We start from the raw sequence: 23,399 nt of genomic DNA, 5'->3' as shown, positions 1-23,399 counted from the left end.
CGGAGCTAGCAGTGCTAGATTCCTTTCGATGAAGCCTAGCACTGCTAGCATCGATGTGTGAAGACCACGACGGGAACGCACCGGCCCCGCGCCGCGCAGCGCGCTCAGGCGATTATCGAAACGGCACGATCGATTGCCGAGACTGAAGGCTGGGAGGCGGTCACGGTTCGGCGTCTTGCAACGGCGATCGGGTACAGCCAGCCCGTTCTCTACCAACACTTTTCCGACGGGCGTCGCGAGATTGTCGCCGCCGTATCGCGAGCCGGTTTTGCCGGATTACGCGAGGCGCTCGCCCAGCAGCCGAGGGGCGCGCTCGCGGCGGCTGCCCACTCGTACGTGGAGTTCGCCAGTGAGCATCCGGCCCTCTACGAAGCCATGTTCCATCTGCAGTCGCATACCCGCTTCGCCAGCGTTGAGACGCCAGAGGAACTGCGCGCCTCGTTCGACGCATTAGCAGAGCTCCTCGATGATCGCGACGAGAGCCACGTTCGCACAGAGCTGTTCTGGAGCGCTTTACACGGTCTGGCCACACTTGAGCGGGACGGACGGCTGCCGACCTCTCGGCGTGACGCGCGCATTGCCGAGTTGGCACGAGTGTTCGCCTGAGGTCTCTGGCGTTCTCTGGCGTTCTCTGGCGTTCTCTGGGTTCGTGGTTAGGCTGGAAAGAGCCCGACAGAACGGAGTAGTTCATGTTTGATTACGATCCGTATGCACAGCTCGACGCAGTGCCGGAGTTCACCGTCGAGAGCGATGATCTCGACCCTGACCTGCCGCTCAAGGCCCCTCAGTACGCCTCGGATGCTGGCGGGTCCGACACGTCGCCGCACCTGACCTGGTCTGAGTTTCCGCCCGAGACTCAGAGCTTCGCCGTCACAGCGTACGACCCGGATGCCCCGACCGGTTCGGGATTCTGGCACTGGGCGGTCTTCAACATCCCCGCCGATGTGACATCACTGCCTTCCGGAGCAGGTGCGCCAGATTCCGGGATGCTGCCCGCGGGTGCGGTCACGCTGCCCAACGAACTGCGTGAGCCCTCGTTCACGGGTGCTGCGCCGCCTGAGGGCACCGGCGTGCACCGGTATTACTTCGTCGTGCACGCCGTCGATGTGCCATCGCTCGACATCGACGCGCAGTCGACGCCAGCGGTGCTCGGGTTCAACCTGCACTTCCACACCCTCGCACGCGGCATCCTCAAGGGCATCGGTGAGTTCGGGGGCGCCGAGTAACGGGCGCGGAAGCGAAGTTTGCTGTCCTGTGCGGCCCGGCTGTCATTCCGCGGTGCTGCAGGAAGTCCGCAGATGTCAGAAGAGACGCCGCGTAACGGGCCGAGACGTGGCGTCCCGATGGGCAGGACTCTCCATCGTCGGGCTGCGCGATTCTCCGTAGCATCGGTCACGGGGCCTCGACTCACGACGGCACCATGAAACTGTGACCTGACAGGGAGCCGACGCCCGGAATGACCGACCAGCACCTGACACCGAACTATATCGTCGGTGTGATCGTTCTCGGCATCCTCATCGTCGGGTTCGCCCTGCTCGTCGTGGCGATCACGCGCCCGTTCGCGCGCCATCTGCCGAAGTCGCTCGTCGCCCACTATGTGCCGCCGCCCGGCAGCGTCGTGCAGCACGGGTTGGCTCTCCGGGCCGATCGAACGGTGCTCGCAGCCACAATCGTTCAGCTGGCCGTGCAGAAGAAGGTTCGCGTGCTCGCCCCGCGTGGAAGCCATGGCCCCGTCGCAATCGAGGCGCGACCGGGCGCATCGTTCGGCCCAGACGAACGGTTCTTCCTGCAGGCACTGCGGCCGCCGATGAACTCGAAGCGGAAGCGGCGTCGCTACGTGCGCGCGCTGGCCAACATCGGTATCCACGTGAACGCACCCGAAGAAGCCCCAGACATCTCCTTCCTCACGGGAAAGGGCGCTTTTCGCGGCTACCAGCGTCGTGCGCTGTCTGACTACTTCGACTCAGTGCGCCGGCAGATGAAGCAGAACGGCCTTGCGCGCAAGTTCACGATGAGCGTCCACCTCTACGTGCTTTCGCTGCTGATCCTCGCGTTGATCGTCGGGGGTGGCATTTTCGCGTTGGGTGCTTTTATGAACGGGGACGTGGTCGGGGGGAGCGTTGCCATCCTCACCACGGCTGGGGTGTTCGGCGTGCTGACGATCGCGCCTCCGCCGATGATGCTCTTCACGCCGCGTGGTCAGGAGCTGCGTCGGCATCTCTCCGGTCTGCGCGACTACGTGCGCCTCGCCGAGCAGGATCGTCTGCGCATGCTGCAATCGCCGCAGGGTGCGCTGCGTACTCCGGCCGGGGCGCTGACACCTGGTGGTCGTGCGCTCGGGCTCCGCGAGCGGCCGACAGCAGGGGATGCTGTCGCGCAGTCAGGCCTCGACAGGTATGTGCTCATCGAGCGGATGCTGCCCTACGCCGTGTTGTTCCGGTGTGAGCGCGAATGGCAGAAGGAGTTTGAATACCTCGGCAATGCCGACGTCACGATTCAGAACCTCCGTGCCCTCGGGTCGACTCTGAAGGTGACGATGGCGATTCTTCAGACGCTGGCAATCATCGTGCAGGTCTTCCGAATCATCGGACTGGTCGCCTCGCTCTTCGGCGGTGGCCGCCAATAACCCTGATTCGGGATGCTGCCACTGCGACGTCAGGTGTTTCGCTGGCTCGGACTCTCGGTGTCTCGATCGAGACGCTCGAAGACTCGGGTCATCACCTGCTCACCGGTAACTGTCTCGGCGAACTCTAGACCCGTGAGCAGGGCAGCCAGCTCATTGTTGGTGAGGGGAAGCTGATCTGATCGTTCAGTTCCGAGCCGGTCGATCATCTGAGCGCGCAGCGAAGCGATCGCAGTGGCGACATCCGCGTTGCGCCGGGCTTCGATGAGGAGCTCGAACCAGGCAAGCGAGACATCGGGTGACATGGCTGAGCCCGCAGCCAGCCGATGGTTGGCGATGTGCGTGGCGACGCCGGCAACGAGCGAACTCCGGGTCCGAAAAACATTGCTCGTTGACCCTTCAGGCACTCCGGCCGCTCGGTCCACGGTGCGATGGGTCAATCCGTGCATTCCTGACGATGCTATGACGCGGATCGCGGCGTCGAGCACTTCCACGTGACGTGTACTCATACTACGATCGTAGTACTACCGATGGCGATCAGGGGAGATCCCAATGCACGTGCACGAGACTGGTTCCGACAGCGGCCCTCCGCTGGTGCTGATTCCGGGGTTGGGAAGCGACCACAGAATGTACGAGCCGCAGTATACGGCTCTTGACCGCTTTCGGTGTCTTACCGTTGACCTACGGGGGACGGGGCAGTCGCCCACGCTCGAGGGGATCGCCGTTGACGATGTCATCCCGCGACAGGCAGCCGACATCGTGGCCACTCTGGACGATCGGGGCATCGACAGTGCGCACGTCATCGGTGTTTCATACGGTGGCGCTGTCGTCCAAGAACTGCTCATTCGGCACCGTGACCGCGTTCGATCGGCTGTCATCTGCGACAGCCTGTGCGACACTCGGCCGCGCTCCTTCTCTGAACGGCTGCTGATGTGGGGAGCGAAGACCCAGCCTCTTCTGTACCGCGTGCCGCGACGGTGGCTCGCCGCGCTCATTCGCCGGAGTTACACGCGGTGGCCCGACGCCGGAACGGCAATGGCGGATGCTGTCACCACAGCCAGGCGCGATGATCTCGTCACGCAGCGCCGCGCCATCAATTCCATTCGTTACGAAGACGCGCTTCGGTCCGTCGACTGCCCGACGCTGTGTCTTGTTGGAGACCACGCTTCTCAGGCTGTCGGCATGATGCGTCGCGTGCACAACGCCATCGCCGGCTCGAAGTTTCGTGTGATCACGAACTCCTTCGACCCGTCGAACCTGTGTCAGCCCGCCGAGTTCACGGCAGAGCTCCGCCGGTGGGTTGAAGGCGACGCCATCAAGGACCTCTGATTAGAACAGGCCGACGGTCTCGCCGTCGTCGTTGATGTCGATATGGGCGGCCGCCGGGTCTGATCCGAGCCCGGGCATCGTCTGCATCTGCCCGCAGATCGGGTAGATGAAGCCAGCGCCGACCGAAGCACGTACCTCACGGACTGGAAGTGTCCAGCCACCGGGCGCCCCGCGCAACGTCGGATCGGCGGACAGCGACAGGTGTGTCTTCGCCATGCAGATTGGCAGGTCGCCCCATCCGTTGCGCTCGTACTGGTCCAGTGAGCGAGACGCTGCAGGTGTGTACTCGACGCCATCGGCTCCGTAGATCTGGGTAGCGATGGTTTCGATCTTCTCGCGCAATCCCGCGTCGACCGGGTAGAGATACCGAAACTCACTCGGCTCCTCGGCCGCCTCGGCGACCGCTTCGGCGAGCTCGACGGCGCCGGCACCGCCATTGAAGAAGTGCGTTGACACGGCGCACCGCACGCCGGCCTCGGCCGCTACCTGTTTGATCGCTTCGTGCTCGGAGGGGTAGTCGCCGCCGAACGCGTTTATTGCGACGACCGGCGTGACTCCGTGCCGGCGGATGTTGGAGATCTGCTTGCGCAGATTGTCGGCTCCGGCGAGAACATCCTCCGGATTCTCGGCCAGCATCTCGAGGGGCAGCGGCCGCCCGGCCACGACGCTGTGCCGTCCGGAATGCAGCTTCAGCGCCCGGACTGTGGCAACGACGACCGCAACGTCAGGGACGAGCCCAGAGACACGGCACTTGATGTTGAAGAAGCGTTCGGCACCCATGTCCGCACCGAACCCCGCCTCGGTGACGAGGTAGTCTCCGGTACGGATCCCGATCAGATCAGCGACGACTGAGGAGTTGCCTGTGGCAATGTTGCCGAACGGGCCCGTGTGCACAAGAGCCGGGGTGTTCTCGATCGTCTGCAGCAGGTTTGGTTTCAGCGCCTCGCGCAGAAGCACGGTCATCGCTCCGGCGGCGTGAATCTGTTCTGCGGTCACCGGTTCACCGGAGTCGCGCGTGTAGCCGATGACGATCCTGCCGAGACGCTCGCGTAGATCGCGCAATGAGGTGGCCATAGCTAGCGTCGCCATCAGCTCCGAAGCAGCGGTGATGTCAAACCCCGTCTGTCTGGGTGGTCCGTTCGTGCGTGCTCCGAGACCGGTGACAACGTCGCGTAAGGCGCGGTCGTTGATGTCGACCACGCGCCGCCAGGTCACTGCGTCCGGATCGATGTCGAGTGAGTTTCCGCGGAACAGCTCGTTGTCGATCATCGCGGCGAGCTGGTTGTGTGCGGCCGTCACCGCATGCAGGTCCCCGGTGAGGTGAACGTTCAGCCGCTCCATCGGCACCACTTGGCTATAACCGCCGCCCGCTGCTCCGCCTTTGATCCCCAGTGTGGGCCCCATCGATGCCTGTCGTACCGAAATGGTGGCGGGTCGTCCGATGCGGGTGAGGCCCTGCCCCAGGCCGACAGTCGTTGTCGTCTTCCCCTCACCCAGCGGTGTCGGCGTGATCGCGCTCACGACGACGTATTTCGCGGCTGGGCGGCTCGACAACTCATCGATTGCCGCGAGGTCGATCTTTGCGACGCCGCGGCCGTAGTGCTCAAGCAGATGAGCACCCACCCCCATCCCGGAGGCGACATCCTCGATCGGCATCAGTACCGCGTCTCGCGCGATCTGCAGGTTTCCCGGTGTTGCGCTGCTCTCTGTCATCGCCTCATTCCCCTGACGGATGATCGTCCGGTTCGCCCTCGACCGCTTGGCCGGGGCGAGGGCTGCCCTCTTCGTACCACCACTGGGCGGTCTGCGCCAGTGCATTGAAGGTGTAGATGTGTCGTCCGATGAGGCCGTAGCTGGGATCTGCGAACGCGGGCGCGAGGTCTTCCAGCAGAGGGCCGGGCGTCCATGACCCGGAGACGTGCTGCATCATGCCCCGGTGCGTGCGCAGGACCCGCAGCGAATCTCCAACGCCCACGCGTGCTCCGATCCGCAGCAGGCGAGTCATTCCGACGGGTCCGGCGATGCCAACCCGGACGGGAAGGGTGGTGCCGCGGTGCCTGAGCTGCGTCACCCACTCGAGCACGACCCGAGCGTCGAATGACATCTGACTGACGATGTACGACGCGTACTGCTGCTTGTCGTGCAGAGCCCGCACGATGACGTCGTCGCTGATCAGCGGGTGAGGCTCTGGGTAGCCGGCGATGCCCACGGCGAACGGGTGCCCAATGTTCTGCATGGTCTGGAGAAGCTGCAGTGCACTGCCGAACTCCCCGACGGGCTCGCGCATGTCACCGCCGACGACGAACACCTCACGTACTCCGGCGGCATCGAGGTCATGCACGATACCGGTCAGCTCGACCGTATCGGTGACATACCGTGCGGCAATGTGTGGCACGGTGTGGATGCCCCGCTTCGCGAGCTGTGTTGCGAGTGCGATGGTTGGCGCCAGCCCGCGGCGCGGGGACGCGGTCACCGTGACCGTCGCACCGACGGGAAGGTGGCGATGGATCTCGTCCGCGATTCCCGGGAGGGGGATCACCTCAAACCGTGGTTCGCGCAACGGCTCGAAGGCATCATGCTTCAGGGGAGCGCTAAGGCGAGGTGTGCTCATGTCACGCCGGTCCGTGCATGGGCGCGGTCGACGTGTCTGACCCGGCGAGGGCATAGACATTCTGCTTCGGACGGTCCTTCGTCGGATCGATGAACGGCTTGGGCACGACGACAGCCTCAGCTACCTCGCTCCCGGTGTCGACCTGGACGCGCGTACCGAGCTCCGTGAGCTCTACCGGGAGCATCGCGTAACCGATGTTCTTCTCGAGTCGTGGCGAATAGCACGCCGACGTGACTTCGCCGACCGGTCGGGAATCGTGACGGACGCTGAAAACGTCGATCATTGAGCCATCGTTGAAGCTTCCCAGCGGTGCGCCGCTGATCTCGACGCCGGCCAGCTTGCGCGTGGGGCCCTCGGCGCGGATTCGGGTCAGGGCCTCCTTGCCGATGAAGTCGCCTTCCTTGTCTACGCTGACCATCCAGTCATACCCCATGCCGACTTCGAATGGATTCGTGTCGAAGGTGATGTCGGCCCCGTGGGCGAGGATCCCGCCTTCGATCCGCCGGATGTGACACGGCCCGATCACCTGGAGCCCGTGCGGCTGTCCTGCCTGCCAGATCAGGTCCCATGCCCGTTCTGCGTTGACGCTCGCGTCACGAACGTAAATCTCGTACCCGATCTCTGCCGTGTATCCGGTTCGGGAGACGATCACGTCGATGCCGTCGAGAGTGAACTCGTGCAGGTAGTAGTACCCGATGTCGAGCACGGCATCGCCGAAGAGCTCTCGCATCACGTCGGCCGAGCGTGGTCCCTGCACCTGAACCGGAGCGACGTCAGCCTCACGGATCTGCACGTTGTACCCGGAGCGATAGGCGACGCCGCGGGCCCAGAGAATGATGTCGCTGTCGGCCAGGGAGAGCCAGAAGTGGTTCTCGCCCAGTCGCAGAAGCACCGGGTCATTCAGGATGCCGCCGGATTCATCGGTGAGGAAGACATACTTGCACTGGCCCACCTTGCACATGGACAGGTCTCGCGTGACAAGAAGATTCGTGAACTCAAAGGCATCTGGGCCGGTGATCTCCACCTGACGTTCGACACCGACGTCCCAGAGCGTGACGCCGTTCAGGAGCGCCCAGTATTCGGCGACTGGGTCACCGTAATGACGCGGATGGTAGGTGTGATTGTAGACACTGTACATCGCGACCCCGTGGCGCCGGGAGGCGTAAAAGAACGGGGATTTCCGAATGCGCGGGTAAAGGAGCATTTGTGGGTTGGTGTTCACAGACATCGTTGCCTCCGAATTTATCCACGGCCACCATGTGGTCCCGTACTCCAGTGTCCCCTCTAGGCATCGCATTATGCAATACTTGCGTATAGCGCAACAATGGATCGGGACTGTCCAAGAGAGTGAGGCCACGCGGCATGCGAGACACGGGTTCAGTGCAGTCGGTTGACCGGGCGATTCAGGTGCTGGAGATGCTGGCGCGTGACGGGGAGGTTGGGGTCGCCGAGGTCGCGCGTGAGCTTGACGTGCATAATTCCACGGCGTCTCGGCTGATCACCGCGCTGTCCGCGCACGAGCTCGTTGAGCGGATGTCCGACAGCCGGCGCGTCCGGCTCGGCGTCGGGTTGCTCCGGCTCGCCGGCGCCACGGCTTATCGCCTTGATGTCTCCACGCAGGCGCAGCCCGTCTGCGACGCTCTCTCCGACGAAGTTGGCGAGACAGTGAACGTTGCAGTGCTCGCCGGTGACGATGCCATCAATGTCTGTCAGGCCCAGGGGACGAGCGCGGTTGCCACGCAGAACTGGGTGGGTCAGCGAACCGTGCTGCACGCGACATCCAGCGGGAAAGTGTTGCTCGCGTACCTTGACGATGACGAGTGCGAAAGCCGACTCGCGTTCCCGCTGGAACGCTTCACCGAGCACACTCTCGTCTCGGAGGCTGATGTGCGCGGAGAACTGGAGATCGTGCGCCAGAACGGATGGGCGGGCGCCGTCGAGGAGCTGGAAACGGGTCTGAACGCCGTGGCCGCCCCGATTAGAAGGCACGATGGTTCTGTGGTCGCCGCGATCAGTGTGGCCGGTCCGACATATCGGCTCAGTCCCGAGCGGCTGCCTGACGTCGCGGTGACCGTGGTTCGAGCGGGCGAGGCCATCTCTCGCCGGATGGGCTATCGGGGGCCCGCCGAAGAGCCCTGAGCATGACTCCAGGGCGCAGCGGGTGCTTGCCCATGTTCTCTTTTATAAACCGGTATCGCCGGCATTGCTGCGCAGGACTCCGTCGATGACCGCGCCCGCGGCGACAGCAAGGCTCGCGGCCGCAGCAGCGTCGGCGTGGAGCCGTGGGTTGCCCTGACCCGCGAGTGTGGCGGCGAGTTCCCTGACGGCAACAGCGACGTCGGCAATCTCCCGTGGTGTCGTACTTGGATCGGCGGGAGCGTCTGCAGCCGCGCTCAGCATCGCACGGACCCCGCGGGCGTCCTCTTCTGCCAGTGTGAGCGCTCTTTCCCAGAGAGCATCCGCTGTGTCGGCGTACGCGCTGGCATTGTCAAGATGCTGATGGGAGAGCCGGGCGGTCTTCGCGGCCAGCGCCGCCCCCAGCGCGGTCGCGAGGGCTGCAGCAGACCCAGCAGATGGGCCCGGACTCCCGGACGCCATCTGCTCAAGCAGCATCCTGATCGAATCGTCCATATCTGTCATACTTACGCTTTCACCCGGGTCATGTCGGGATCGAACGGTGCGGTGCGCCCCACGGTCAGCACCGACACCGGGTACCTCTCACCGAGGTACTCCACCAGAAGCTCCCGGCCCTCGACCGCCTGCTCCGGCGGCAGGTACGCCAGCAGAAGATACCTGCCCAGAGACGGAGCGGGGCCGGCTGAGGTAACGAACGAACGACGACCTTTGGCATCGACGATCGGCTCGCCATTCCGAGTGAGGATGGGTTCGTGCCCTGTCATGAAACGGTCTATGCCGTCCGCGACGGCCAGCGCGCACAGGGTCGCCGCCGGCTCAGTTTCGCGGGCCGCGAGATAGGCAGTCTTACCGATGAAGTCCGGGCTCTTCACCCGAGGCAGCGCCAGGCCGGCCTCCACAGGGTCGTATTCGCCGGTCAACTCGGCACCCATCAGACGGTGTGCCTTCTCCAGGCGACCGGTGGTTCCGTAGACGCCAATTCCGGCGGCAACCACGCCGAGAGGCTCCCCCGCGGCCCAGAGCAAATCCCAGAGCGACAACCCGTACTCAGCGGGGGCGTGGATCTCCCAACCCAGGTCACCGACATAGGAAATGCGGAGCATCTCGACCGGCAGACCTCCCAGTACCATCTCGTGGGCGGTGCCGAAGGGGAAGGCGGTATCGCTGACGTCCTCCTCGGTGACTGCCGCGATGAGATCGCGTGCCCGTGGGCCCCAGACGCCCACGGTGCACACGGCCGAGGTCATATCGGTGAGCTGCACCGAGCCATCGGAGGGCAGGTGTGCGCGAAGCCATGCCAGGTCGCGGCCGCCATCAGACCCGCCCGTGATCACTCGGAAGTCGTCGTTGCCGCGGCGGACGATCGTCAGATCCGCTCGGAAGCCTCCATCGGGGGCGAGCAGCGGCGTGTAAATCGTGCGGCCAATGGGGCGATCCAGCTGTGCCACGGCTAGTCGTTGGAGGAAACCAAGCGCACCTGGGCCGGAGACGTCGAATATGGCGAAAGCGCTGACGTCGATCATGGCGACGCGGTCCCTCATGGCCAAGTGCTCCGCCTCGATAATCGGCGACCACCACCGGGCATCCCATTCTGCGCTGCGCTGCGGGATCCGTCCGGCATACTCCTCGAGCAGGCTCGCATTCGAGTCGTACCACTGGGGCCGCTCCCAGCCGCCCGCCTCGAAGTACACCGCCCCGAGGGAGGTGGTGCGGGGATGGAAGGGGCTCGTGCGTATGGGCCGGTTGCTCAGCCACTGCTCTCGTGGATGGGTAATGCCGTAGATCTTCGGGAAGCCCTCCGCGGTTCGCGCTTTCACATGGGCGTCTGTCCGAGCGTACGGGTAGAACCGAGAGATATCTGCCGCGTGCAGGTCGATCTCGGTCGTGCCGTCGGTGAGCCATTGCGCGATCATGCGACCGACGCTGGGTGCTTCCTTGATCCAGACTGCTGCCGCTGACCACAGCCCGGCGACCTCGGGGGTCTCTCCGAGAAGCGGGCCGCCGTCGGGGGTGAGTGAGAGCAGGCCGTTCAGCGCCTTGTGCGGTTGTGGTGTCGCTCCGCCGAGCAGCTCGGGGAAGAGCTCCTGCGCGTGTCGCAGCTGCGGGGCGAAGTCGTCTGCCGTGAACGGGAAGCTGGTCGGGCTGTCTTGACCAGGCACCCCGACCGGTGGAATCTCCCCCGGGCTGTGCAGCATCGGACGGTGAGCATAGGAGCCGATCTCCAGGCTTGACCCACGTTGGCGTTCGTACATCAAGCAGTCCATGTCCCTGACAAGGGGGAAGCTGATCCAGTCACCGCTCTGTTCGAGCTCCGGGATCGGGCCGACGTCGACCATCTGATGCACGGCCGGGCTCAAGGGAATGCGCGCACCGGCGAGCGCGGCGACCTTCGGGCTCCACACCCCACAGGCCACGACAACGATCTCGGTTTCGATGCTCCCATGATCCGTGACGACGCCGGTTATGCGTCCGGCGGAAACGTCGAGATCGAGAACCTCGGTTTCGGCGCAGACCGTGAGCGCTCCACGCCGCTCGGCGTCGTCGCGCACAAGTGCTCCCGCGTGTACCGGGTCCACGATCGCTCCCGTGGGGGTGTGGAAGCCGGAGATCAGCAGGTCGGTATTGCAATAGGGCACCAGGGCACCGATCTGTTCTGGAGTGAGCAGTTCGGCCTCGATGCCCCAGGACCGAGCCGACGTCATGCGGCGGCGTAACTCCTGGGCTCGTTCCTCAGTGCGAGCAACCTCGATGCCTCCGCAGGGCGTGAGCACACCAAGCTCGGAGTATTGGTGCATGGAGTCCACCGTAAGGTCGGTGATCTCCTTGGAATGATCCACCGGAAATACGAAGTTCGAGGCATGCCCGGTGGACCCGCCCGGGTCCGGCAATGGTCCTTTGTCGAGCTGGACGATGTTGCGCCACCCCAGATCGGCTAGATGATGGACGACGAAGTTGCCCACCACTCCCGCTCCGATGACGACGACGTCCGCTCGACTTGGCAGCTGTGCCATGGCGACCTCCTGCCCTCCGCCTGATACTCTCAAGATATATCAGCGTGGAGGAATTGGCCATGGTTCGTGCGACATTGGAGTCCGAGGCTGACGGGCAAGAGACGGCGGGGGCACCCTGGGCCGCTCTGACTGTGCTGCCACCACCTGACGCGCGCGCAACATCGCTCTCTGACATCGCCTATTACCGCATCCGCGACCTGATCGTCACCCTTCAATTGGAGCCGGGTACGGCATTGGACGAACGGGGCCTGATGACGCAGCTGGCGCTCGGGCGCACTCCGGTGCGAGAGGCGATCAGGCGGCTCGGCGGCGAAGGGCTGATTGAGATTTACGCGCGGCGCGGGACCATCGTTGCGCCGGTGGACGTGCGCGACCTGGCGCGTGTTTCAGAAGTGCGCGTCCCGCTCGAGGCGTTGGCGGCGCGGCTGGCTGCCGATCGAGCCGAAGCAGCCGACCGGGAGGCCATGGCCACGCTGCGCGCGAGCCTCGAGTCGGGGGCCACGAGCCAGCGTGATCTGATCCGGCGTGACCAGCGTGTGCACCAACATGTTCACCGTGCCACCCACAACCGCTACCTTCAGTCGACCTTGACTGAGTATCTCACTCTGAGTTTGCGACTGTGGTTCCTCGGCCTCGAGCGGGTGCAGAGGCTGGATGAAGCCGTTGACGAGCATCGTGGTCTACTGACCGCGATCATCGACGGCGACCCTGATGCGGCAGAGGACGTAGCGCGCGCCCATGTGACCGGCTTCTGGAGCGAAATCCGGCAGGTGCTTGTGAACTGACGTCGACGCTCGTGTCGTGTTGCGAGCGTGTGCGAGCCCCAAGAACTGGACTGCGGCTCCTGTGTTCCGATGCCGTTGCAGAGAAAGTGTGGCGTTGCGGACAAGATCGGCAGGTGTGCGGTGGCAACTTGTCCGCAGCGTCACACTTCTCGCACCTGCACCTGCACCTGCACCTGCGTCTGCGCGTGCGCTCGCAGTCGCGCGTTCCACTGCCCGATTCTCGGGACACGGCACAGGCGCGGGTGGGGCTGCTGCTACGCGGCCTTCGGCTTCGCCTCCACAGCATCCGTGCCGTCTGACGGCTTGTCGGCACCCATCAGCTTGCGCAGAACGACGCGCTCGCCGAGGGTCCATGACACCGTGACAAGAAGGTAGAGCGCGGCGGCGAGCGGCACGAACGTGGCGATGATCGCCGTCATGAACGGCATGAAGCTGAGCACCTTGGTGATCTTCGTCATATCCGGCATCTGCGGCATTCCCGGTGCGGGCTCGGCGCGCTGAGTGGGGGCGGGAGTCGGCGGCATCAGGATCTTGCGCGAGGCCTGCGCCACAACGGCGATGATGACAACGATGATTGCGTACATGATTCCCGAGGTGACCGTCACCGAGCCGGACTGAATCTGCAGCACGAGGCTGTCGCCGAGCTGAGTGCCGAAGAACGAATGCGTCAGCAAATCGTTCGATTCGCCGCCGATGGTCGGCACGAGGAAGAGCCCGTACACGGCCATGAGCACGGGCATCTGCGCCAGCATCGGCAGGCAGCCCGCCATCGGCGAGACCTTCTCTTTCTGGTACAGCTCCATGGTCTTGCGCTGCAGCACCTCGGGCTTCTTCTTGTACTTCTTCTGCAGCGCCTGCAGCTGCGGGGCGATGCGCTGTCTATCGATCTGCGCCTTGACCTGCGAACGGCCGACCGGAATGAGGCATGCGCGCACGATGATCGTGAGCAGCATGACGGCAAGAGCCGCGCTGGCTCCGCCGACGACGGGTTCGATGAGGTCGCTCAGGAATGTGAGGACGGTGTGGGCGATGTTGATGAGCCACGCGATGGGCGCGAATTCGTAGATGTTCATGTGTCACTTTCGACGAGTCGGGTGGGTACCGTGTGACCGTCGGCGGATGCTGTGGCCAGCGTCGTGCGCAGGGCGCAGCGTGGCGATACAGAACGCGGTGGCACGCAGATATGCTGCGGCGCGTTAGGCGACGGTCGCGGTGACCAGACCCGGAGCTCGCGGGCGCGGTTTGCCGGCAGCATCCGGTGCGCTCTGTGCGAGCATGCGTGAGGTGTCGCGCGGTGGCAGGATGCTGCTGGTGCGCGGCGTTCCCGCTGTGACCGCAGGAGCGAAGCTCGTGCGCGCGGTGACAACGACGGCGGTGCCAGCAAGCCCGATGGCAGCGACGAGCGCGAGTTCCCACAGCGTGTGGTCGGCAGCAGACAGCTCGAACGCGGCGGTGAAGAACCGCGCGAGAAATTCGATGTACTGCAGCATGGTGACCTCGGGGTCGAAGGCGTGGGCCTCAGATGGGAACGCGGTCAGAGTACCACCCGTGTGTGGGCGTCGTCTGGCAAGCTGAGTGACGGCGACGACATGTATGAGTAGATCGGCGCCGAACTGGCAGAAACCGCGGCGGCGAGCATGAGTGCCGATGCGTCGGCGCGAAGGAGGAAGGGGATCAACGTGGACCGATCCTCAGATCCTGCAGGTTCATCGTCAGGCCCGGTCGTCCAGAAGGGCGCCGACGGATTCTGCAGCGTGCGAGGCATATTCTGGCGAGCGATCGATCCGCTGCACCGAGGTGACGCACTTGCCGGTTCGCGTAGCGCCGGGCGATATTCCCGGGCAGATCAGCCGACGCTGTATCTCAGCTCGTCGAAAGAGGGAGTCGCTGCAGCCATGATCGCCCATGCGGCGAGCCGTGCACGGGAGCTCGAGGTTGTGGGATTCGACGTCGCCGCGTCGAACATTGTCGACCTTCGGGATGCTGCTGCGGCGGCATCCCTCGGTATCAACCCCAGGCGTGCCGCTGCGGACTGGCAAGCCGACGTCGCCGCGGGGCGTACACCGCCCTCGTGGCGCGTGCGCGATGCGCTCGTTGCGGCGGGAGCCAACGGCCTGATCGATCCGTCGCGCAAACGGCCCGGGCTCTGGCATCTGACGCTCTTCGGCTGGAACGCGCCAGGTCTCCCGACCGTGCGAGTGCACTGAGGTCGAAGGGCTTAGGCGCTGAGAGTTCCGCCATCGACGGGCAGAACGACGCCGGTGATGAACGACGCTTCATCTGACAGCAACCACGCCGCAGCCGCCGCGATCTCAGACGGGCGCCCGAGACGCTTCATGGGAACGTCGCTGGCATACCTCTCCCGCGCTGAATCGGGAAGAGACGCCAAGGATGCTGTCTCAATGGGCCCCGGCGCTACCGCATTGATCCGAATGCCATCTGCGGCGTACTCGGACGCAGCACTGTGCGTGAGCGAGACCACTCCGTGTTTGCTCGCGCCGTATGGCGTCAGCTGAGGTGTCGGCTGAAGCCCGGCGATCGAGGCGATGTTCACAATAGAACCTCCGCCATTCGCGAGAAAATGAGTGAGCCCAGCTTTCATCGAGAGCCATGTTCCGCGGAGGGTGACGTTGATTGCGCGATCCCACTCCGTAGCGGTGACCTCTGACAGCCGCTTGGGCATGGCTCCGAGCCCTGCGTTGTTGACAGCGAAGTCGAGCCGCCCCGAAATGCTCGATTGTTGTGGCGATGAGCGCCGCTACCTCGTCTTCATCAGAGACATCGGTGTGCACATAAAGCGCCTGACCGCCCGAGGAATTGATGTCGTCGGCAACGGCGCGCCCTGAGTGATCATCGACGTCAGAGACGACAACGCGCATCCCATCTGCTGCCAATCGTCGCGCAATCGCTTCGCCGATTCCAGCGCCACTCGCGGTGATAAGAGCTACGGGTTCTTCTACTGTCATGATTTCTCGCCTCGCATTGTGCTGTCGCTGCTTCGACATTAGCTGCGGTCACCCAGTTTGCCCTGTGCGCGTTGCCTCGCTGTGTGTTCGCTGACGCTATGGCGTACGACGGCGCAATGTTAGCGAGCCGATAACGATGGCGCCGATGATCCAGCAGGCGATGAATAGAATGCGCAACCAGACGTAGCCCGCGTCTTCGTCGCCCGTCGATACGGCGGTGAGTGCGTCGATCGCATGCGACAGCGGAAGCCAGTCGCCGACCACCTCGAGCACATCGGGCAGCTGATCGCGCGGCAGGAAGATGCCGCCGAGAAGGATCTGCGGAAACACGAAGACGGGCATGAACTGCACAACCTGAAACTCTGTGCGGGCGAACGCGCTGGCCAGTAGGCCGAGCGCCGTGCCGAGCAGTGCATCAGCGATGGCGACGACGAACAGCATCCCGATCGACCCCTCGATCTCGAGTCCGCACACCCACGTCGCATACGCGACGGCGATGGCTGTCTGCGCGACGGCGAGCAGCCCGAACGCGAGAGTGTAGCCGAGGATGAAGTCTCCGCGGCCGAGCGGCATCGACAGCAGGCGCTCGAGTGTGCCGCTTCGCCGCTCGCGGAGAGTGCCGATGCTTGTCACGAGAAACATCACGATGAACGGAAACAACGCGAGCATCGCGGGGCCGATATCGGCGAAGACGGGCGTCTCGTCGAAGATCCAGGCGACGAGACCGATCAGCAGGCTCGGCACAATGAGCAGAAGGCCAATCGTGCGCGGGTCGTGGCGGATTTGCATCAGCACGCGGCCCGCGGTGGCGAGCGTTCGCATCGGGTTCATTGTGCACCTCCCGCGTGGCGTCCGTGGCGGCCGTGAGGTTTGTCTGCTTTGGCGGGCTCCGCTGGCCCCGCGGGTTCTGATAGGCGCTGGCCTGTTCGTCGGCTGTCCGGACTCTGGGCGTCGGGGTGCGAGGCGTGAGGCGGTGCGTTGTCGTCTCGAGAGTTGCCGGATGCTGCAGGCTGCCCAGCAGCATCCGGCATCTTTTCGCTGGCTTCGATCACGCGCAAGAATGCATCTTCGGCCGACGTCGCCCCGGTGCTTTCGAGCAGTTCGCTCGGCGTGGTGTCGCCAATGATGTCGCCGCCTCGCATAAGCAGGAGGCGGTCGCAGCGCGTCGCTTCATCCATGACGTGGCTCGAGACAAGCAACGTTGCGCCGTCGTCAGTGATGCGACGAAAGATCGCCCAGAGGTCGGCGCGCAGCACAGGGTCGAGTCCGACCGTCGGCTCGTCGAGCACGAGCAGGTCGGGGGAGCCGAGCATCGCCGCAGCCAGCGAGACGCGGTTGGCCTGGCCGCCGGAGAGTGTCCGGGCGAGCTGGTCGGATTGCCCGGTGAGGTCTGTGCGTTCAATCACGCGATCGATATCGGATGCTGGTGCGCCCTGCACACGCGCGAAATATCGCAGGTTCTGGCGCACTGTGAGGTCGTCGTAAATACTCGCTTGCTGTGTCATGTAACCGACGCGCTGACGCAATGGTGCCGAGCCCGCGCGCTCGCCGAGCACGGTGATCTCTCCTCCGCGCACGATCTGCACGCCGACGATGGCGCGCATGAGCGTCGTCTTTCCGCTCCCACTGGGGCCGAGCAGACCGACGATCGCGCCCCGCGGCACCGTGAGGTCGAGGCCGTCGAGCACCGTTGTGCGGCCCCGACGGACAGTCAGACCGCGTGCCTCAATCGCATTATTCACCATGTGATGAATTAAACGCCTCTGTGGGGTTGTGCGTCAAGCAGTGTGCTGCCTCACGCCGTGTGTGCGACGCCATCACGCGTCGTCGTTGTGTTCAAGCATTCGGAGATCGTGAGTCCGTTCCGGCGTGTTGGCGGGGACACGCCGTTACAGTCGGGGCAACTCCGAATGGATGACCGGTTGCGGCGCCCTCCGGAAGCTCTCGAGTTCGCGCGTGGTGGTCTGTGCCGGGGTGGTTTACTCGAGGCCGTCAATGTGCAGCTGCACCGCGGGAGCCACGCGCGCAATCACAGCGTCGACGGGAAGCGATGCGAGAGGATCGGCGCCCACGACATGTCGCAGAATGAGGACCCCAGCGATCTGTGTGAGCACCAATTCGGCACGTACCGTGGCTTCTGACGCCGGGACTCCGGAGCTCTCGAGCCTCGACGCAATAGCGCTCATCAACTCTCGAAGCAGAAACTGCCGAATCAGCCCGCCTGTGGCCGAGCCGCTGATCGCAGAGCGGAGCACGGTGACCCCAATGGGCTTCACCTTCGGGTCTTCCCACGCCGAGAGTACCGTGCGCACCAGAGACTCGCCCAGGCGTTCGAGCGGAGCGTCAAGAGCCTGCTTCACGATGCGGTCTGGACGCACCGGCAACTTCACGACTTCGGCGAAGAGCGCGGCCTTCGTGTCGAAGTAATGATGCACGAGCGCAGAGTCGACCTCCGCGCGGCGGGCGATTGCGCGCACGGATGCTGTTTCGTAGCCCTTCTCGGCGAACTCTGCGGCAGCAGCATCCGCGATTCTTGCACGGGTGTCGCCGCGCTGGGTCTTGCGCGGGCGCCCTCGGCGAGGTTTCGACGGTGACTCGGCCACAGGCAACAGCCTACGCGCCCACAGCAGACCTGCGACTCGCTCATCGGCGTAGAGGGACCAAGGTATTATTGCCTGCACAACTAGTCGCGGGGTTTTGCCCACGACGTGATGTTTCGTCGGAGGATACCGTGGCCACCGAAAAGCCATCGTCGCAGCCGGTGTCGTCTCTGGGGCCCGTCAGCCACGCCATCTTTCGCGTCGCACGACTGCACAAGGCTCTCGCCGGTCAGCTGCTGCGCGAGGTGGGCCTGCACCCGGGCCAAGAGCTGCTCATGATGAAGCTCTGGGACGAGGGGCCGCAACGTCAGGTCGACCTCGTGCGCTCACTGGACTCGGATGCCCCCACGATGACGCGCACCGTCCGGCGGCTGGAGCGTGCCGGCTTCGTGCGCCGCGTGCCGAGTCCCTCGGACCGTCGCTCGACGATCATCGAGGCCACGCAGGCCAGCGTGCCGCTCAAGCGCAGCGTCGAACGCATCTGGGCGCAGTTGGAAGAGCTGACGGTCGGTGAGTGGGATTGCCCTCGCAAAGCCGACGTTCTTGATGCGCTCGAGGGTCTTGAGGGCAACCTGACGGCGGTCGAGTCCCCCGCTGGGGCGGGGAACTGACCGCGTCACTTTTGCTGCTTCGTGGCCTGTATGGTCAGTCGGTCATGTTGTCGATCGCGAAGCGGGGGCCGAGCTGTATCGCTGCGGCCATGGACTCCTGCTTTTCGTCGTCAGTGAGATCCGCGATCGCCATGCGGCCCGGCAGCGGAGTCCCGAAGAGCGAGAAGTACTCATCGAGACCGGGCGGCGTGACCATGCCGAGCATTCGTGCGTTGTGCTCGGAGGCGTTCCGGAAGAAGTGCGGCGCTCGTGCGGGAATGTTCACCGTCTCGCCAGCCTGCACGACAGTCGTGTGCCCGCGGAACGTCACCTCGATCTCTCCCTCGGTCACGTGGAACATCTCCTCGAAGTCGTGCCGGTGCGGAGGCGGGCCTCCTCCGGCGGGTACATTCATATCGATCAGCGCGTACCTGCCGTTTGTGTCGGCGCCGGTTAACAGAATCGTGTAGTTGTCGCCCACCACTCCGTAGTGAGGCAGCGTGTCGTCGGTGTTCGGCCGACGCACTGACAGCTCGCGTGACGGATCGTCGGGGCCAACGACATCCGCGGTGTGGAGTGACGGAGATGCTCCGGAGCGTGAAAGACCGTCTGCCGCTTTCGGCATCCGGTCGCTGGACTGTGACATGGTTTCTTTCCTTTCGTGTGTACGTTTTGTCTCTCGCGTCTAACGGCGTATGTGTCAGTTCAAGCATTTCCCGCGAAGAGGGTTTAGTTAGCCGAACAAGTACTTTGCGGCAGTTGTTCCCGATTCATCGAGAATCGGCGACATCTTTGAGGACAAGGCGATGCGTGAGGTGCGAGCACGACGAGGCACGAGGTGAATGCAGCGGGTCGAACGCGAGACTGCGCGGCGCGCGGCGGGACCGAATCGCGGCGGCGGAGCGCCCGGCGTGGAGTTGGGGCGCGACGGGAACGAGCGGCGGCGCGCTCCCGGCGTGGGGTTGTAGGGCGTCGACAATGCGCGCGCCGTCAGGGCGACAGCATCCGGTCATCTCGCGACAACAGGTGGAAGCACACAGCCGCCCGGCATAGGCTCGCACCGTAACCGGCTGCGACGCTTGGAGGTAGGCAATGACGCTTGACGGCACAACGGCACTCGTGACGGGAGGGGCATCCGGACTGGGCAATGCCACGGCCAGGCGGCTGTCATCCCGCGGAATCAAGGTCGTGATCGTCGACCTCGAGTCTTCAGACGGCAAAGAGACGGCCCGGGCCCTCGAGGGGGAGTTCGTCGCCGCCGACGTGACGAACCCCGAACAGGTGCAGAAAGCCGTGGATGCCGCAACGGCGCTCGGCCCGCTGCGCACCGTCGTCAACTGCGCCGGCATCGCTCCGCCCGCGAAAGTGCTCGGCAAGAACGGGCCGCTCGAACTCGATGCCTTCGCGAAGATCGTGAACGTCAACCTGATCGGCACGTTCAACGTGATTCGGCTGGCGGCCGCCGCGATGGCCGAGACGGATGCCGATGACGACGGTTCGCGCGGCGTCATCGTGAGCACGGCCTCTGTGGCGGCATTCGACGGGCAGATCGGGCAGCCGGCGTATGCCGCGTCGAAGGGCGGCGTGCACTCGATGACGCTGCCGATTGCCCGGGAGCTCGCCCGTTACGGCATCCGGGTCATGACCATCGCCCCCGGAATCATGGAGACGCCGATGCTTGCCGGCCTGCCGCAGCCCGCGCAGGAGTCGCTCGGGCAGCAGGTGCCGTTCCCCTCTCGGCTCGGCCGGCCCGTTGAATATGCCCGGCTCGTCGAGCACATCGTCGACAACGGCTACCTCAACGGCGAGACGATCCGCCTCGACGGCGCCATCCGCATGGCCCCTAAGTAAAGGAGAACGATGTCTGACAGCATCCTGTTCGAGGTCGACGGCGGCATCGCCCACGTCACCCTCAACCGGCCGACGCGACTCAACGCGATCAACGATGAGGCGGCTTACCGCTGGCGCGACCTGGCTGCCGAGATCGCCGAGCGTGACGACATCGCCGCTGTGCTGCTTGACGCCGCGGGGCCCGCGTTCTGCGCCGGTGGCGACGTTGCCGCGATGGCGGGCTTCGCTGAGGGCGGCAGCACGATCGCAGGGCTCGCCGACGTGATTCACACAGGCCACGCCACATTCTCGACGATGCCGAAGCCGATCGTCGCCGCCGTGCAGGGTGCTGTCGCCGGTGGCGGCCTGGGCTTCATGCTCACCGCCGACTACATCGTCGCAGGCGAGGCCGCGACCTTCACCTCAAAGTACGCCGACATCGGCTTAACCCCCGACTGCGGCGTCAGCACTCTGCTCCCCGAGGCGATCGGTGCGCGCCGTGCGCTCGAGCTGACGCTCACGTCGCGCCGACTGAGTGCGCAGGACGCGCTCGGTTGGGGGCTCGTCAATGAGGTCACAACGGATGCTGCGCTCAGCACGCACGCCCGAGAGATCGCAGCATCGTGGGTCGAGGGTGCCGCAGCAGCGTTCGGCCAGGCGAAGCGACTCATCCGGGCCGGCACCGTCGCGCCGCGCAGCTACCAAGACGCCCTCGATGACGAGGCGCGCACAATCGGCGCGGCGTTCGAGACGCCGGAGGCCGCTGCGCGCATTGCCGCGTTTGCCGCGCGATCGTCGCGTCGGGCGACAGCATCCACCCCCGAAAACCCCGAGAACACCGCTGCCCAGGAGGCACAATGACTGACACCCTTGCCGGAAAGACCATCCTGATGTCCGGCGGCAGCCGCGGCATCGGCCTTGCGATCGCCCTGCGCGCCGCCCGCGACGGCGCCAACGTTGCGATTCTGGCGAAGACAGACACGCCGCATCCCAAGCTGGAGGGGACGGTGCACACCGCAGCCGAGCAGATTCGGGATGTCGGTGGGCGCGCGATCGCGATCGTGGGCGACGTGCGCAGCGACGACGACGTGGTGCGCGCTGTCACCGAGACCGTCGGGGAGTTCGGCGGGATCGACATCGTCGTCAACAACGCGAGCGTGCTCAACCTCTCGCGCACGCTCGACCTCGAGCCCAAGCGCTACGACCTCATGCAGGACGTCAACGTGCGCGGCACCTTCATGCTGTCGCGCGCGGCGATCCCGCACCTGCGTGATGCGTCAAACCCGCACATCCTGTCGCTCAGCCCGCCCATCAACCTCGACCCGAAGTGGCTCGGCGCTCACACCGGGTACACCCTGGCGAAGTACGGCATGAGCATGGCGACGCTGGGCATGGCCGCCGAGTTCGCGCGCGACGGCATCGCCGCCAACACGCTCTGGCCGCGCACCACTATCAAGACGGCAGCGGTCGGGAACATCCTCGGCGGCGACGCGATGCTTGAGCGCAGTCGGACGCCCGAAATCTACGCGGATGCTGCGCACGAGGTGCTCATCAAGCCCGCGCGCGAGTACACGGCGCAGTCGCTGATCGTCGAGGACGTGCTTGCGGAGGCCGGCGTCACCGATCTGGCGCGGTATTCGCCGGGGGTCGACGAGTCGGAGCTGTTCCCCGACATCTTCCTCTGACGCTGGCTTGTCACAACCCCGTTAATTTCGCCGGGCTGCTGACTCGGAGCATTGTGTGTGACGCGTTCCGTATCGGGTATACCGCGTTCAGATGTCACAGTTGGCGCTTCAACTGCCGAATAATCGCCAGAATCGACACCTGAATTCGGGCAGCCGAGCACATACGCCGTTGGCGTCGCAGCCCGAGTAGCGTGGAACCATGAGCGACGAACCGCAGCTGCTGGCCCGCGTCACAAACGGGGTCGGGCATCTCACACTCAATCGACCTCGGGCGATCAACGCGGTCACCCACCGCATGATCACGGGGATTCGCGACGCCCTCGGCCACTGGCGCACCGATCCGCGGGTGCACGTCGTGATGATCGACGGGGCGGGCGACCGGGGCCTGTGCGCGGGCGGCGACATCCGCGGGCTCCGCGAGAACGTGCTCGCCGATCGCCCCAACGACACGCGAGACTTCTGGCGCGACGAATACACACTCTGCGCGGTCATCGCGAACTACCCGAAGCCCTACATCGCCCTCATGGACGGCGTCACGATGGGCGGTGGTGTCGGCGTGGCCTCGCACGGCAGCATCCGCATCGTGACCGAGCGTTCGAAGGTCGCGATGCCCGAAACGCGCATCGGCCTGGCACCGGACATCGGCGGAACATGGTTTCTGTCGCGTGCGCCAGGCGAGGTCGGCACTTACCTCGGTCTCAACGCGGCGACGATGACGGGCGCGGATGCTGTGTGGTGCGGCTTCGCGGACCACGTCGTGCCGAGCGACCGTCTGGCCGAGCTGCGCGATGCTCTTCTGGAGGGTGAAGATCCGCGTGAGACAGTGGCGCGGTTCGAGGTCGATCCCGGCCCGGCGCCGCTCGCCTCCGACCGTGACTGGATCGATGGCTGCTACAGCGCCGAGTCGGTGCCCGAGATCATCGATCGGCTCGAGGCCCAGGGGGCGGATGCTGCGCGCGCAGCATCCGCGGAACTCGCCGAGCTGTGCCCGACGAGTCTCGTGGCGACGCTTCTTGGCGTGCGGCGGTCGCGACAGCGCGACCACTTGGGCGACGTGCTCGATCAGGAGTACCGCACATCGTCGTGGCTGCTCGACCGCCCGGACCTCGTCGAGGGCATCCGTGCGCGTGTCGTTGACAAAGACAACGCCCCGCGGTGGAATCCGGCCGCGCTCGCCGATGTCGACGCGACCGAAATCGCGCAGGTCATCGCGTAGCATTCACCGTGCTGCGG

25 protein-coding genes and 1 pseudogene are annotated in these 23,399 nt (G+C 65.0%); 12 read left to right on the top strand and 14 right to left on the bottom strand.

All coding sequences use genetic code 11. The annotated features are described in order from the left end of the window. The first annotated feature begins 57 nt into the window (after positions 1–57). From OK352_RS02330 to OK352_RS02320, 3 genes are all read left to right on the top strand, one after another. On the top strand, positions 58–606 hold the full coding sequence (locus OK352_RS02330; protein WP_265139781.1) for a TetR/AcrR family transcriptional regulator: 549 nt from the start codon (positions 58–60) through the stop codon (positions 604–606). An 83-nt stretch (positions 607–689) separates the two neighbouring features. Continuing rightward, entirely contained in the window at positions 690–1,226 is a 537-nt protein-coding gene (locus OK352_RS02325) for a YbhB/YbcL family Raf kinase inhibitor-like protein (RefSeq protein WP_265139780.1), read from the top strand. A 230-nt stretch (positions 1,227–1,456) separates the two neighbouring features. Further along, positions 1,457–2,626, top strand: coding sequence for a DUF2207 domain-containing protein (locus OK352_RS02320; RefSeq protein ID WP_265139779.1), 1,170 nt, complete (start codon positions 1,457–1,459; stop codon positions 2,624–2,626). Between the two features lie 29 nt (positions 2,627–2,655). On the opposite strand, the gene OK352_RS02315 is transcribed toward OK352_RS02320, so the two are convergent. Then, positions 2,656–3,132, bottom strand: coding sequence for a TetR/AcrR family transcriptional regulator (locus OK352_RS02315; protein ID WP_265139778.1), 477 nt, complete (start codon positions 3,130–3,132; stop codon positions 2,656–2,658). Positions 3,133–3,175: 43 nt separating this feature from the next. Here OK352_RS02315 and OK352_RS02310 point away from each other — a divergent pair, with 43 nt between their 5' ends. Further along, a complete protein-coding gene (locus tag OK352_RS02310) occupies positions 3,176–3,952 on the top strand; it encodes an alpha/beta fold hydrolase (protein WP_265139777.1) in 777 nt (258 codons plus the stop codon). On the opposite strand, the gene OK352_RS02305 is transcribed toward OK352_RS02310, so the two are convergent. The 3 genes from OK352_RS02305 to OK352_RS02295 are packed head-to-tail and all read right to left on the bottom strand — an operon-like array spanning position 3,953 to position 7,701. Next, complete coding sequence (locus OK352_RS02305) at positions 3,953–5,665, bottom strand: formate--tetrahydrofolate ligase (RefSeq protein WP_265139776.1); 1,713 nt, start codon at positions 5,663–5,665, stop codon at positions 3,953–3,955. 4 nt (positions 5,666–5,669) lie between these two features. After that, positions 5,670–6,563: a methylenetetrahydrofolate reductase gene (locus tag OK352_RS02300; RefSeq protein ID WP_265139775.1), complete on the bottom strand. Its 894-nt coding sequence runs from the start codon at positions 6,561–6,563 to the stop codon at positions 5,670–5,672. A 1-nt stretch (position 6,564) separates the two neighbouring features. Then, positions 6,565–7,701: a glycine cleavage T C-terminal barrel domain-containing protein gene (locus OK352_RS02295; protein ID WP_265139774.1), complete on the bottom strand. Its 1,137-nt coding sequence runs from the start codon at positions 7,699–7,701 to the stop codon at positions 6,565–6,567. Positions 7,702–7,925: 224 nt separating this feature from the next. Here OK352_RS02295 and OK352_RS02290 point away from each other — a divergent pair, with 224 nt between their 5' ends. Next, on the top strand, positions 7,926–8,702 hold the full coding sequence (locus OK352_RS02290) for an IclR family transcriptional regulator (RefSeq protein ID WP_265139773.1): 777 nt from the start codon (positions 7,926–7,928) through the stop codon (positions 8,700–8,702). Positions 8,703–8,744: 42 nt separating this feature from the next. On the opposite strand, the gene OK352_RS02285 is transcribed toward OK352_RS02290, so the two are convergent. Together OK352_RS02285 and OK352_RS02280 are read right to left on the bottom strand one after the other, a co-directional pair. Continuing rightward, positions 8,745–9,194 carry a cyclodeaminase/cyclohydrolase family protein gene (locus tag OK352_RS02285; protein WP_265139772.1) on the bottom strand — a complete coding sequence of 150 codons (450 nt, stop codon included), beginning with the start codon at positions 9,192–9,194 and terminating at the stop codon, positions 8,745–8,747. Positions 9,195–9,205: 11 nt separating this feature from the next. After that, on the bottom strand, positions 9,206–11,710 hold the full coding sequence (locus OK352_RS02280) for a GcvT family protein (RefSeq protein ID WP_265139771.1): 2,505 nt from the start codon (positions 11,708–11,710) through the stop codon (positions 9,206–9,208). 59 nt (positions 11,711–11,769) lie between these two features. On the opposite strand from OK352_RS02280, the gene OK352_RS02275 reads away from it, so the two are divergent. Next, a complete protein-coding gene (locus OK352_RS02275) occupies positions 11,770–12,495 on the top strand; it encodes a GntR family transcriptional regulator (RefSeq protein WP_265139770.1) in 726 nt (241 codons plus the stop codon). Positions 12,496–12,749: 254 nt separating this feature from the next. On the opposite strand, the gene OK352_RS02270 is transcribed toward OK352_RS02275, so the two are convergent. Both OK352_RS02270 and OK352_RS02265 read right to left on the bottom strand, forming a co-directional pair. Next, positions 12,750–13,568: a YidC/Oxa1 family membrane protein insertase gene (locus tag OK352_RS02270; protein WP_265139769.1), complete on the bottom strand. Its 819-nt coding sequence runs from the start codon at positions 13,566–13,568 to the stop codon at positions 12,750–12,752. 123 nt (positions 13,569–13,691) lie between these two features. After that, positions 13,692–13,985 carry a DUF6412 domain-containing protein gene (locus OK352_RS02265; protein WP_265139768.1) on the bottom strand — a complete coding sequence of 98 codons (294 nt, stop codon included), beginning with the start codon at positions 13,983–13,985 and terminating at the stop codon, positions 13,692–13,694. A gap of 189 nt (positions 13,986–14,174) precedes the next feature. Here OK352_RS02265 and OK352_RS02260 point away from each other — a divergent pair, with 189 nt between their 5' ends. Further along, positions 14,175–14,702 (top strand): RES family NAD+ phosphorylase, encoded by a 528-nt coding sequence (locus OK352_RS02260; RefSeq protein ID WP_265139767.1) that lies wholly within the window; start codon positions 14,175–14,177, stop codon positions 14,700–14,702. 11 nt (positions 14,703–14,713) lie between these two features. Here OK352_RS02260 and OK352_RS02255 read toward each other — a convergent pair whose 3' ends face one another. The 5 genes and pseudogenes from OK352_RS02255 to OK352_RS02240 all read right to left on the bottom strand — a co-directional run bounded on the left by OK352_RS02255 (position 14,714) and on the right by OK352_RS02240 (position 18,064). Then, a complete protein-coding gene (locus OK352_RS02255) occupies positions 14,714–15,226 on the bottom strand; it encodes an SDR family NAD(P)-dependent oxidoreductase (RefSeq protein WP_265140257.1) in 513 nt (170 codons plus the stop codon). Positions 15,227–15,236: 10 nt separating this feature from the next. After that, positions 15,237–15,461, bottom strand: a pseudogene (locus OK352_RS17680) (SDR family NAD(P)-dependent oxidoreductase); the annotation flags it as partial. Positions 15,462–15,557: 96 nt separating this feature from the next. Beyond that, on the bottom strand, positions 15,558–16,292 hold the full coding sequence (locus OK352_RS02250; RefSeq protein ID WP_265139766.1) for an ABC transporter permease: 735 nt from the start codon (positions 16,290–16,292) through the stop codon (positions 15,558–15,560). After that, positions 16,289–17,206, bottom strand: coding sequence for an ABC transporter ATP-binding protein (locus OK352_RS02245; RefSeq protein ID WP_265139765.1), 918 nt, complete (start codon positions 17,204–17,206; stop codon positions 16,289–16,291). Before OK352_RS02245 ends, OK352_RS02250 begins: the two co-directional genes overlap by 4 nt. 234 nt (positions 17,207–17,440) lie before the next feature. Continuing rightward, a complete protein-coding gene (locus tag OK352_RS02240) occupies positions 17,441–18,064 on the bottom strand; it encodes a TetR/AcrR family transcriptional regulator (RefSeq protein ID WP_265139764.1) in 624 nt (207 codons plus the stop codon). Positions 18,065–18,192: 128 nt separating this feature from the next. On the opposite strand from OK352_RS02240, the gene OK352_RS02235 reads away from it, so the two are divergent. Beyond that, the gene (locus OK352_RS02235; protein ID WP_265139763.1) at positions 18,193–18,672 is read left to right on the top strand and encodes a MarR family winged helix-turn-helix transcriptional regulator; all 480 of its coding nucleotides are present in this window, start codon (positions 18,193–18,195) and stop codon (positions 18,670–18,672) included. Between the two features lie 34 nt (positions 18,673–18,706). Here the strand turns inward: OK352_RS02235 and OK352_RS02230 are convergent, their stop codons facing one another. Next, on the bottom strand, positions 18,707–19,297 hold the full coding sequence (locus tag OK352_RS02230; protein ID WP_265139762.1) for a cupin domain-containing protein: 591 nt from the start codon (positions 19,295–19,297) through the stop codon (positions 18,707–18,709). A 446-nt stretch (positions 19,298–19,743) separates the two neighbouring features. On the opposite strand from OK352_RS02230, the gene OK352_RS02225 reads away from it, so the two are divergent. The 4 genes from OK352_RS02225 (at position 19,744) to OK352_RS02210 (ending at position 23,382) form a co-directional block, all read left to right on the top strand. Then, a complete protein-coding gene (locus OK352_RS02225; protein ID WP_265139761.1) occupies positions 19,744–20,502 on the top strand; it encodes an SDR family NAD(P)-dependent oxidoreductase in 759 nt (252 codons plus the stop codon). A gap of 9 nt (positions 20,503–20,511) precedes the next feature. Continuing rightward, the gene (locus tag OK352_RS02220; RefSeq protein WP_265139760.1) at positions 20,512–21,342 is read left to right on the top strand and encodes an enoyl-CoA hydratase/isomerase family protein; all 831 of its coding nucleotides are present in this window, start codon (positions 20,512–20,514) and stop codon (positions 21,340–21,342) included. Further along, on the top strand, positions 21,339–22,166 hold the full coding sequence (locus OK352_RS02215; protein ID WP_265139759.1) for an SDR family oxidoreductase: 828 nt from the start codon (positions 21,339–21,341) through the stop codon (positions 22,164–22,166). Before OK352_RS02220 ends, OK352_RS02215 begins: the two co-directional genes overlap by 4 nt. A 199-nt stretch (positions 22,167–22,365) precedes the next feature. After that, a complete protein-coding gene (locus tag OK352_RS02210; RefSeq protein WP_265139758.1) occupies positions 22,366–23,382 on the top strand; it encodes an enoyl-CoA hydratase/isomerase family protein in 1,017 nt (338 codons plus the stop codon). The last annotated feature ends 17 nt before the right edge of the window (positions 23,383–23,399 follow it).

This window comes from Microbacterium sp. MPKO10 (assembly GCF_026107415.2).
Classification (GTDB): Bacteria; Actinomycetota; Actinomycetes; order Actinomycetales; family Microbacteriaceae; genus Paramicrobacterium.
Note: the sequence above shows the minus strand (reverse complement) of the source record. Positions and strands in the feature narration are given on the sequence as shown.